The 10,680-nt window shown below is 50.9% G+C and carries 13 protein-coding genes; 11 read left to right on the top strand and 2 right to left on the bottom strand.

Features of this window, described 5'->3' with window-relative positions:
* The first annotated feature begins 173 nt into the window (after positions 1–173).
* The 9 genes from mtgA (at position 174) to NTV65_02740 (ending at position 7,394) form a co-directional block, all read left to right on the top strand.
* Positions 174–923 (top strand): monofunctional biosynthetic peptidoglycan transglycosylase, encoded by a 750-nt coding sequence (mtgA, locus tag NTV65_02780; protein ID MCX6114127.1) that lies wholly within the window; start codon positions 174–176, stop codon positions 921–923.
* Positions 924–1,075: 152 nt separating this feature from the next.
* On the top strand, positions 1,076–1,480 hold the full coding sequence (gene flgB / locus NTV65_02775) for a flagellar basal body rod protein FlgB (protein MCX6114126.1): 405 nt from the start codon (positions 1,076–1,078) through the stop codon (positions 1,478–1,480).
* Between the two features lie 3 nt (positions 1,481–1,483).
* Positions 1,484–1,912 (top strand): flagellar basal body rod protein FlgC, encoded by a 429-nt coding sequence (flgC, locus tag NTV65_02770; protein ID MCX6114125.1) that lies wholly within the window; start codon positions 1,484–1,486, stop codon positions 1,910–1,912.
* 13 nt (positions 1,913–1,925) lie between these two features.
* On the top strand, positions 1,926–2,243 hold the full coding sequence (fliE, locus tag NTV65_02765) for a flagellar hook-basal body complex protein FliE (GenBank protein ID MCX6114124.1): 318 nt from the start codon (positions 1,926–1,928) through the stop codon (positions 2,241–2,243).
* Positions 2,244–2,261: 18 nt separating this feature from the next.
* Positions 2,262–3,959 carry a flagellar basal-body MS-ring/collar protein FliF gene (gene fliF, locus NTV65_02760; protein ID MCX6114123.1) on the top strand — a complete coding sequence of 566 codons (1,698 nt, stop codon included), beginning with the start codon at positions 2,262–2,264 and terminating at the stop codon, positions 3,957–3,959.
* A 2-nt stretch (positions 3,960–3,961) separates the two neighbouring features.
* Positions 3,962–4,822: a FliH/SctL family protein gene (locus NTV65_02755; protein MCX6114122.1), complete on the top strand. Its 861-nt coding sequence runs from the start codon at positions 3,962–3,964 to the stop codon at positions 4,820–4,822.
* The gene (locus tag NTV65_02750; protein ID MCX6114121.1) at positions 4,822–6,132 is read left to right on the top strand and encodes a FliI/YscN family ATPase; all 1,311 of its coding nucleotides are present in this window, start codon (positions 4,822–4,824) and stop codon (positions 6,130–6,132) included. The genes NTV65_02755 and NTV65_02750 overlap by 1 nt, the downstream gene beginning before the upstream one ends.
* Before the next feature lie 3 nt (positions 6,133–6,135).
* Positions 6,136–6,579, top strand: coding sequence for a flagellar export protein FliJ (gene fliJ / locus NTV65_02745; protein MCX6114120.1), 444 nt, complete (start codon positions 6,136–6,138; stop codon positions 6,577–6,579).
* A 14-nt stretch (positions 6,580–6,593) separates the two neighbouring features.
* Positions 6,594–7,394, top strand: a complete 801-nt coding sequence (locus tag NTV65_02740; GenBank protein MCX6114119.1) for a hypothetical protein — start codon at positions 6,594–6,596, stop codon at positions 7,392–7,394.
* An 83-nt stretch (positions 7,395–7,477) separates the two neighbouring features.
* Here NTV65_02740 and NTV65_02735 read toward each other — a convergent pair whose 3' ends face one another.
* Positions 7,478–7,783 carry a hypothetical protein gene (locus tag NTV65_02735; protein ID MCX6114118.1) on the bottom strand — a complete coding sequence of 102 codons (306 nt, stop codon included), beginning with the start codon at positions 7,781–7,783 and terminating at the stop codon, positions 7,478–7,480.
* A 196-nt stretch (positions 7,784–7,979) separates the two neighbouring features.
* Here NTV65_02735 and NTV65_02730 point away from each other — a divergent pair, with 196 nt between their 5' ends.
* Positions 7,980–8,963 (top strand): RluA family pseudouridine synthase, encoded by a 984-nt coding sequence (locus NTV65_02730; protein ID MCX6114117.1) that lies wholly within the window; start codon positions 7,980–7,982, stop codon positions 8,961–8,963.
* Positions 8,960–9,937: an NAD(P)H-quinone oxidoreductase gene (locus NTV65_02725; GenBank protein MCX6114116.1), complete on the top strand. Its 978-nt coding sequence runs from the start codon at positions 8,960–8,962 to the stop codon at positions 9,935–9,937. The genes NTV65_02730 and NTV65_02725 overlap by 4 nt, the downstream gene beginning before the upstream one ends.
* 30 nt (positions 9,938–9,967) lie before the next feature.
* Here NTV65_02725 and NTV65_02720 read toward each other — a convergent pair whose 3' ends face one another.
* Entirely contained in the window at positions 9,968–10,519 is a 552-nt protein-coding gene (locus NTV65_02720; protein ID MCX6114115.1) for a zf-TFIIB domain-containing protein, read from the bottom strand.
* Positions 10,520–10,680 lie beyond the last annotated feature (161 nt).

Raw genomic sequence — 10,680 nt, 5'->3', positions numbered from 1 at the left:
ATAGGTAATTCGATTGGTCGTCCCCTGATCGGGGACGGCAGATTTTGTGACCAGTTAATGTTATCACCCCCACCGCATTGCTGCGCCAGCAGCTTGCGCTGCTGGACGGGCTCCGCAAATCGGCCCCTTAGGGGCTATTGAACGTCATTACCGTATGCGAATATTTCTGGAATATGCTGACTAGTTACCCCAGATCTAAGCGTTCTAAATTAAAGCCCAGATCTAAGCGTGACTATATTATTAGCGTTATTAAGCGAGTATTTCTCGTAACTGCTTCGCTCTGGGTGGTTTCCGTTTTGATACTTCGCTTTGTAAATCCTCCCATAACACCCCTGATAAGCATTAGAGCTGTCGAATATCTCCTGAACGACAAACCGATGCTTCGTGGGTGGAGCTGGCTCCCCTTGAATAAGATCCCGCTGCAGGTTCAACAGGCCGTTGTAGCAGCCGAAGACGCACGATTTATGGAGCATTGGGGGGTCGATCTCTCGGCAGTTGGGGCAGCACTTGAGGACTCCGATGCTCGTATGAAGCCGCGTGGCGCAAGCACCATAACGATGCAGACAGTAAAAAACGTATTTCTATGGCCCGGACGCAGCTATATCAGAAAGATAATAGAGGGCGTAATGGCTCCGCTTGCCGAGGTTGTATGGGGCAAGCGGCGAACCCTTGAGATATACCTTAACGTGATTGAGTGGGGCGAGGGCATCTATGGTATTGAAGCCGCTGCTCAACACTATTTTAATTGCTCTGCACAGCAGCTAACCCTCGAGCAGTCCGCGGCCCTTGCTGCTATACTCCCAGCGCCGCGCCGTTTGTCCCCCAAGAGGCTCTCAAGCGTATCGCAACGGAGATTTTACAGAATAGTAAAGGAGGCACGGGCTGTGCCCCTGCCCGTTAGCTTTACCCGCGTTCAGCGCTAGCATAACCCCTCAGGGGTCGATTAGCGCAGCAAATCGGGGTAATCACGCAGGATGTCACACAATTGACATCCAAAACCGACCTAACATATCGATAGTACTGTGTGCCACCTTAGCATACATCTTGCAGCGCAAGCCTCAGCAGAGGTGATTATATGCGTTTTATTGACTCAATCTTTGACCGTACCGTGACTGGCCTGAACAAGGCGATGGATCTGAGCTGGAAGAGAAACCAGGCTATATCCGCAAACGTTGCAAACGCCGAAACGCCGAAGTATCGCGCAGTCGAGGTGACGTTCGGTAAGGAGCTTGAGAAAGCATTCTCTCAAACTAGTGGCAGGATGGCGCACACCGACTCTAGACATATGGAGATAGCTAACAATCAATCGGCTGGATTTGTAGATGACGCCTCCGGAACAACCAAGGCCGATGGCAATAACGTAGATATAGATCTGCAGATGGGGCGATTAGCTCAAAATAGCGGTGACTATACAAACGCAGCGCGGTTAATCCGAAGGCAGATCGGATTACTTCGCACGGCGATACGGGATGGAAGGTAAGCTATGTTTAATGCTCTTGAGGTTCTTGCAAGTGGAATGGCTGCAGCTAGGTTGCGAGTAAACGTACTCGCCTCCAATATCGCAAACGCTGAGACAACTAACACCCCAGAGGGTGGACCGTACAAACGCAGGGACGTTGTGCAGGTTGCCAAGGATATTCCTGGAAGCTTTTCCGACTCCCTAGAACGAATGACACTTAAAAAACCGATGGTTTCAGCGGTAGTAGAAGATAGCGCGCCTGCGCGCCTTGTCTATCAACCGGGACATCCGGACGCTGACCAGCAGGGGTACGTTGCTTATCCGAATATTAATGTAGTTACGACCATGACAGATCTGATGTCAGCGAGTCGGCTGTATCAAGCAAATGTTACGGCGGTAGAGACGGCCCGTAGTATGCAAAACGAGGCTAGTAGGATTCTGACGCAAGCTTAGAAGGTAGAGAATTATGTCGATACAGGGAATACAGGGGTCATTTCAACAGCTTCCAGAGATTAAGGAGATCTCTCCAAAATCTACAGAGAAAGCTGGGTCGGAGAAGGGCGGTGGTTTCGCTGATATGCTTGAGAACGCACTCAAGGAGGTCAATGAGATGCAGACCGAAGCTGACCAACAGATAGAGGGCTTAACTCTGAAGAAAGATGGGGTAACACCGCATAGTGCGATGGTAGCCCTTGAGAAGGCCGACGTAGCTTTCCAACTTATGTCAGCAATTCGTGGCAAGATTATCCGAGCATACGAAGAAGTTATCCGAACACAAGTTTGATTACATTAATGAGGTTTTGTGGCACCAACGCTTGATCCAAAGGCTGTTCTTTCAAATTTATTTGCAGGCTATTTTAAGCTTCCGCTTGCCCAGAAGGTACTGTTTCCATTCCTGCTTGTTTTTTCAATCTCAGCGATAGTGTACGTATCGAAGTTGGCCACACGGCCCGATTACACCGTGCTTTATTCGGACCTCAGTTCGGGTGATGCCGCAGCCGTTGTTGAGCGCCTTAAGGACCTTAAGGCCGCTTATCGAGTCGAGGGGAGCACAATATCAGTATCTCCTCCAGAGTCTGTGCATGAGCTCCGCCTTAGCCTTGCTTCTGAGGGGATTCCAAAGACGGGCAGCGTTGGCTTTGAACTCTTCGACGGAACTAGTTTTGCGACGACAACACTTGGTGAGGTGATTAAAAAGCAGAGGGCACTGCAGGGCGAGCTTGAGCGCACCATCATGGCGCTTGAGTCAGTTGTTTCAGCCCGTGTTCATATCTCACAACCTGAAAAAACTATCTTTGCAAAGAACGCACAGGAGCCATCTGCCTCTGTGCTCTTAAAGCTCCGTGCCGGAGCAGAGCTAGACAAGAAGCAGATCCTAGGGATCACTAACTTTGTTGCCAACGGCGTCGAGGGACTAAAATCTGAGAACATTACCATCATAGATGTATTCGGAAACCTGCTTACTCCAAAAGAGGCTGATGGTGATGACTTAGGAGCAGACGCTACCAGATTGCAGTATGCGCGTGAGGTTGAGAAGGGCTATACGCAGCGGATTGAGGCGATGCTTGCTAAGGTCCTTGGACCAAGCCGAGTTGTAGCGCGAGTAACTGCCGACCTAGACTTCTCTTCGAATGAGCGAGAGGAGGAGAGTTATGATCCAGGCGGACAGGTGGTGCGTTCAGAGCGCAGTATCGAAGAAGGCGCGGGGTCTGGAGCGCGTGGCGGTGTACCGGGCACGGTAAGCAACCTATCAAACGATCCAAAACTTCTCGCCTCTCCAGATGCAGGTGCTGAGCAGAACATGCGTAAAGAGAGGGTTAAAAACTTTGAAGTGTCGCGAGCAATCGTTAAAAGCTCACAAGCACGGGGCAAATTAGTGCGCTTATCAGCCGCTGTTTTGATCGATGGAAAGTACACAGAGATACCTGAGCTCGGTGCCGATGGAAAGCCCAACGGCAAAACTACTAAGGATTACAAAGCCATCTCTCAGGAGATGATGAGCCAGGTTGAGGGGATAGTTAAGTCAGCGATCGGATATGATACTAGCCGTGGAGACGTTGTAACGGTTGAAAATGTTCCGTTTTATACACCGGATGAAGGTCTTGCGGTTGAGCTTGAAAAGGCAGATCAGCTTAATATGATCTATCGCTTCGGAGCCATGGCGGTACCGATATTGGCGCTACTGCTCTTTGTCTTTGTTGTTATCCGTCCGATGGTTAAATTTCTTACAACTAGTAACGAGCCTGAAGTTAATCTTGCGCGGCTTCTTCCTAGCGGAGTTCAAGAGGCCGAATCAAAGCTTAGTGCTGGGATAGAGACGAGCGGAGAAAGGGGTGCTTCCGGTGCTAGTAGAGGAGGTGGAGGGCTGTATGATCTAGACTCTAGCATAGATCTTGAACAGCTAGGAGAGATTATGGCGGAAAGCTCAAGACTTGTGAAGGAGAATCCACAACAGGCGGCACTTCTGATCAGATATTGGATTAATGACGGTAGGCTATAATAGTGGACATAGTATCTGAAGCTACAGAAAGAGGGTCGAACGATGAGGAAACGATATCACCGTACGAGCCCACGCCATATGTTCAAACAACTTGGCTCGTTTTGAATGAGGAGAAGCTAGGGAGTAGTGGGTTCGCCCCACTGCAGGCCGAGACCTTGAGTACCAAGCAGCGCTTACGCGATCCGATGTTTGAGGACTATAGCGGGATTATGCCCGCTAACAATGGCCCCGAATGGGGGGGTGTGGATGCGTTTCAATGTCAACAGCAGGATGTTGACGCGGCGGCACGAGAGCTAGAGTTGCGAGTAAGAGAGGAGCAGCTAGAGGAGCAGCGTAAACAGAGGGAGCTGGCAGAACAGGCAGCGCTGATTCAGGGGTCATATACGCGCGGATTGGAAGAGGGCAGGAACTCTGCACGTACTGAGGCAGAAGAAAACCTGAAGGCGCTTGAAGCAAGGCTAAGCACCACCCTTGATGATATGCGTGTGCAGATCTCAGAGAGCCTTACAACGACCGAGCAGAAGGCTGCTGAGTTGGCGCTATTAATAGCGCGCAAGCTAATCGGTTCTGTGGTTGAGAGCTCCTCTGATTATATCCTTCCGATTGTAAAGGAGGCGATAGCTCTTTCAGGTAGTGCGCAAATTAAGCATATTCGTGTTGGTACACGGGACTTCGAGTTTCTTCAAAATATAAAACCGGCTGCACTGGGCGCAGAAAGCGATGCAGCCTGGAGCTTTGAAGCCGACGATTCTATTCATATCGGTTGTGTGGTTGTTACGACAGGGGGCGAGGTAGATCTTAATCTTGAGCAGGCCTGGGAGCGGATCCGTGCTCAGATATTAGTAACTCGCGGAGAGGGGTAATGGATACTATCTTTGATCGAGCAGGGGAGATAGTGCAGCGCTCCAGCCTATTTGAATTGCGGGGCAAGGTTACGGATATTCGAGGGTTGTTGATAGAGGGCTCCGGACCGCAGGTCCCAGTCGGTTCTCACGTTACTATCAAGAACGGTGCGCAGTCAGTGCAGGCCCAAGTGATCGGCTTTCGCAGTAATAGGGTGCTCCTTATGCCCTTTGGAGAGACGCAGGGCATAGCGCCAGGATTTTGTATTACCGCGGTTGAAGGAAATTGCAATGTGCGGGTATCGAATCAGCTACAGGGGCGTGTCATCGATGCTCTAGGAAATCCCCTTGATGGACGTGAACTCCCTCTGATGGAGCAGGTCGTTCCGCTTTATCGGGATCCACCTAATCCCGTGTCACGAGTACGTATTACGGAGCCCCTTGATCTCGGTATCAAGGCGATGAATGGATTGTTAACTGTAGGAAAGGGGCAACGTATCGGGATTATGGCGGGCTCGGGGGTTGGAAAATCCACCCTGCTGGGCATGGTGGCGCAACACTCAAGGAGTGATGTAAACGTGATTGCGCTTGTGGGAGAGCGAGGTCGAGAGGTGCGTGAATTTATTGAGCGTGACCTTGGGCCAGAGGGGCTAGCACGGTCGGTTGTGATAGTTGCTACCGGAAATCAATCAGCGCTGCTGCGTATTCGTGCGGCGTTTCTTGCCACAGCGATAGCCGAGTTCTTTAGGGACCAGGGAAAGAATGTTAACCTGATGGTAGACTCAGTTACCCGCCTGGCCATGGCGCAACGTGAAGTAGGACTCGCGGCAGGGGAGCCACCAAGCACGCGTGGCTACACCCCTTCGGTGTTTGCGATGTTACCAAAACTTCTTGAGCGTGCCGGAACGTGTGAAGGAGCTGGCAGTATTACCGGATTATACACCGTGCTCGTTGAGGGCGATGATATGAACGAGCCGGTAGCCGATGCCGTGCGGGGTATCCTGGATGGCCACATCGTTCTCAGTCGTCGATTAGCTGGGCGTGGACACTATCCAGCGATCGATGTGCTACAGAGTATCTCGCGCGTAATGAGTGATATCGTTGACCCCGAGGTCAGCAAAATGGCGAATGAGATACGTGAGATGATAGCTTCTTATCAGGATACAGAGGATCTGATCACTATCGGTGCCTATAAACCTGGGCAGAATCCGAAAGTTGATCGGGCTGTACAGCGCATCGAGCGGGTTCAGGAATTCCTTAAACAGGGAACAGATGTACCGGTATCTCTGCAACAGAGCTGGCTCGCAATGGGGCAGATCCTACAGGGATAATGTATGCGACGCTTTTCATTTAGGTTGCAGCGGGTGCTAGATATTAGGGAGCAGTTCCGTGACGAGTTGCGTCAAGAACTTGTCCGTAAAAATCATGAACGTGATGATGAGTTGCAGGTTTTAGCTAGGTTAGAGCAGGAATCCCTCAAAATAAAGATAGAAGAGGGTGGCACATATTCTGCTAGTGAGCTTGTGATGTTTGGTGACTACAGCGTCCGTCTTAAACAGCTTATGGAACAGCAGCAACAACGGGTTGCTGCTGCTATCAAGCAGGTTGAGGAGGTCAAGGAGCGTTACATTGAGGCCAGTAAGGAGGCTAAGGCGCTTGAGATGTTGCGCCAGAAGAGACGAGAGGAGTACACGGAGCAGCAGCTCAAAGAAGATGGCAGGCAACTTGATGAGCTTGCCATACAACGGATTGGCCAAGGGATTGGCAGCAGAGATTAATAGAGAGTATTTCTATGACAGAGAAGAGATTAACTAAGGAACAGGCACAAGAGTTGTACGATGACCTCAACAAGGCCATGAACACAATGAAGGCCCGTGATAAGACCACAGGCGAGCGCTCAGGAGCTCTACGTCCAGAGGCCAACAGCGCGACCGCTAGGCAGATAGCTCGGCCCACTAAGAGCAATGCAACCCATAGATCGTCAAGTTTAAATGCCACAACTGCTGATGATTTAGCACCTCTAAGAAACTCCTCTGCAGCCCAAACGCGGACTATGAAGGGACAGGCGATCGCCGTTACGATGATTGGGCTGCTCTGTTGTGCAAAGATTACGCTCTCTGCTTTTGAGGCCAGTGGCGTCAGTACAGTTGAGATTGCGCAAGCTGCCGTTATCACAGCACCCAGGGGGCCACAGTGGAGTAAGGAAGAGGTTAAAGTTCTTACGGCTCTCGATAGTCGCAGGGTTGAGCTTGAGGAGAGGAGTGCGCGCCTTGAACAGCATGAGCTGGAGGCAACAGCTCGTAATAGAGATCTTACCGGTCGTTTGACGGAGCTAAAGGCGATCTCAGAGAGGCTTAAGGGGGAGCGCGATAAGGGGGACAAGCAACGTAACGGTCAGTTAGAACAGTTGGCGAATGTGTACGGTTCGATGAATCCACCAGAGGCCGCGCACCTGCTTGAACAGTTGGATATTCAGGTAACACTTTCATTAATTGAACGTATGCCAGAGAAGCGCATGGGGCAGATCTTATCTCTTATGAACGCACAACGTGCCCTTGAGCTTACGAATCTTTTAAGTAAGAGGCCGATCTAAATTAAAGGGTGGGGGCAGTCTCTGAGGTGAAAACCTTAGAGAATCAATATAAAAACCACCAGAAAACTGCCCCCTAAATCCGATCACGCAGCAGCTGAATTAGCAATGCGTGAATCCTGCAGGAGAGTCCATTGATACTTATCGCCTTGGCGAGTAAGTAACATGGTTCTCCGGTACGGTTCGAATGTCAGTCCGTTGATGGTGAGTGTATGCTCGCCAAAATCAACGAAAAGACCAGCCGTATTTCCTTGGAACTCAACCCCAGCAACCGAGAAGCTCGAAAGCTTTCGATCAGCAGAAGAGAAGAGATCTTCGAGGAGAAATTCCTCGTTATCCCAGGGATACATGCCGTTACGAACCAACACCCTACTGCCCTGAACTCGCACCATGCTGAACTCCTTTTCAATGGCGCCTTCGAACTAGGAGGTTTAGACATAAACCCCTTGCAGGACCAAGCTGGCCCTCCAAGAGGTTTACGCTATTCTGGTATTTTTGAAGCAATCCTTTAAAGAGACCGCCTCCCACAGGTAACGTTATGTGTGTTAGCTTAGACGGGGGCGCATAAAATGCTTAAAAGTGCGATAAATGACTGAAATCGAGAGAGATCGTATACAATCGAGCTTCTTTAGTCGCTACTGGGTCTGGCATGTAGCAGCAGAGAATCAGCATGCAGCTACCTGTATTGAGGAGCTGGCTAGGCGACTTGAGCATATAGATCCAGGTAGTTGGAGCGAGCGCTTTGCGCTCGGTGGTATTTATGTGGCGGGAGCTCCTGCACACCCAGATACACCGATCTTGGCGCCGTGTAAGCTCGAATATTACGAGCCAAAATTCGCGCTCTCAGAGGCAGAGAGCTTCTATCCTCAGTTCTCACCCGAGATGATCGTCTATATGGATGAGGATCTTGGGATCGCATATAAGCCAGCGGGATTGCCCACGATGGCGGCGCGAGATCAGCAGCGCTTTAATCTAGCTGGCTACCTAAGAGCGCACCTTGCAAGAGCGGTTCACACACCTTCACGACTCGATACCGCTGTTGCCGGATTATTAATATTCTCGCTCTCAGATCGTATGAATCGCCACCTTCAAAAAGCGTACGAGAAACGCAGCATTGAAAAGTATTACCTCTGTGAGGTAGGGGGCGTTCCAGCTTGGCAGGAGCTCGACATTACGCATGCACTAGGCAGGGATAGGCGACATGCTGTGCTACGAAGGGTTGTTGAGGAGGGCGGGGATCTGGCGCATACCAAGATACTTCTGCTTAAGAGCTATAATCACAACCTAGAGGGCCGTGCGTTACTGCAGGTCAAGCCGTTAACCGGACGGACCCATCAGATCAGGGTACACTGTGCGGCCGAGGGGCTGCCGATCGTTGGAGATCCCCTATATGGAGGAGCGCAGGCGCAGGACTTGCGGCTTGTTTCATATGCGCTGCGATTCCATCACCCATACAAACAACGCAAGGTTGAATTTGAACTTCCGCTTGCGCTAAGGCCTGAGTGGCTACAAGATATTGAGCAGCGAGTCGGTGGAGTTTCCATCGTATATCCTACAAAAGAGATAAGATGAAGGTCGTACATGTTAACGAGGGTTCGCCTGATCGTGAGCTCTCTCGGATTGAAGTTCCAGAGCTGCTCTGCGGCGAGCGTGATGTAATAATTGAGGTGCATGCCGCAGGTGTTAATCGAGCTGACCTCATGCAACGCGCTGGAAGGTATCCAGCACCTGCAGGGGCCTCAAAGGTGCTCGGGCTTGAAGTTGCTGGTGTTATTAAGGAGCTGGGAAGTGCGGTAAGTCGGTGGTCTATAGGGGAGCGTGTCTGTGCGCTTCTGGTGGGAGGGGGATATGCGGAGAGCGTTGTAGTTCCGGCTGAGCATATCATGCAACTCCCCGTTGAGTTGTCATTTGATGAAGGGGCGGGGTTACCCGAGGCTTTTATCACCGCCTTTGTTAATCTGTTCTGTGAGGGGGAATTGCGCGCAGGAGAGCGTGTCCTGATTCATGGAGGTTCAAGTGGTGTCGGTACGGCGGCGATCCAGTTAGCCAAACTACGGGGAGCTCTCGTTGCAGTGACCGTTGGAAATAATGAAAAGGCCAAGCGCTGTCTGGAGATCGGAGCAGACTTAGCCATTGAGTATAAAAGAGAGGATTTTGCAGAAGCTCTTAAGGGCTGGGCTCCCCAGGGGGTAGATCTGATCCTTGATTGTATAGGCGGGGAGTACCTTGCAAGGAACCTCTCTTCTCTGGCGCACAGGGGGCGGCTAGTTATGATAGCCTCGATGGGTGGGACAACAGGTTCTCTAGATATTCCAACCCTGATGCGTAAAAGGGCCCGTATTATCGGTTCAGTTTTAAGAAGCCGCAGCGATCAGGAAAAAGCTGATCTAATCTCTCAATTCTCTGAGCAATTCCTGCCCGCATTTTCTACCGGTGCTCTGAAAGTTATAGTTGATTCTACCTTTGATATTAGGGAAGCGCACAAGGCGCACCTCCGCATGACGAGTAGCGAACATATAGGAAAGATCGTCCTAAAGGTGCGGTAAAACGTGCGCCAGATAACATGAGCGCGGCGACTATTTTCTACCGAGTACCATTGAGAAAAACTCAGCTACCGAGCTGGCAAGAGATTGATGCGATGAGCGGATCAGTCGATCAAGCTCGCGAGCATCGAGCCAGATGCCCTGGGAGCTTTTGCAGCGCTCAATCGTAATTCCTAGGATCTTCTCCTGCTGCATGGGCTCGCCCGTTATCGGACTTTTTTGGCCACTAGTAACTGGACCAGCTCCGGTATTTACAGCTCCGGGGTTACCAGCTCCGGGGTTACCAGCTCCGGGGTTAATAGTCGGAAGCGTCCCAACAAAATCCTGTAAAGATGCGGAGCTGCCCTTGGCCGCATGCAGGATCTGTTCGAGCTCTCCGGCATCGAGCCAGATACCCCCCGACTCTAGGCAACGGTCAGCGACGACCCCCATGATCGTGATGTGCTCCATCGGCTTTCCCGTAGCTGGGCTAGAGCGAGCAGGCTGCTCCTTTTTAAGGGCAAGGCGGGCCAAGGCCTGCTTGTTCAGGTTCTCAAAGTATCCATCTTCCTGCGCTTTGCGTCGGTCGTCCCATGAATCGCTCATACCAGCTCTCCTAACCTCATTATCCTATAACATCCCGATCATTTTACCTAAATCCTTATGGAGACCACAACCATATATTATGTATATCTAGGCTATTACAGTAACGTAGTGGGTCTATGAGATTTGACATTTACCCTAGGGTGCAGTACTTCAATCACCTA

The organism is Pseudomonadota bacterium, assembly GCA_026390555.1.
Classification (GTDB): Bacteria; Bdellovibrionota_C; UBA2361; order UBA2361; family OMII01; genus OMII01.
This window is presented reverse-complemented; position numbering and strand designations above follow the sequence as displayed.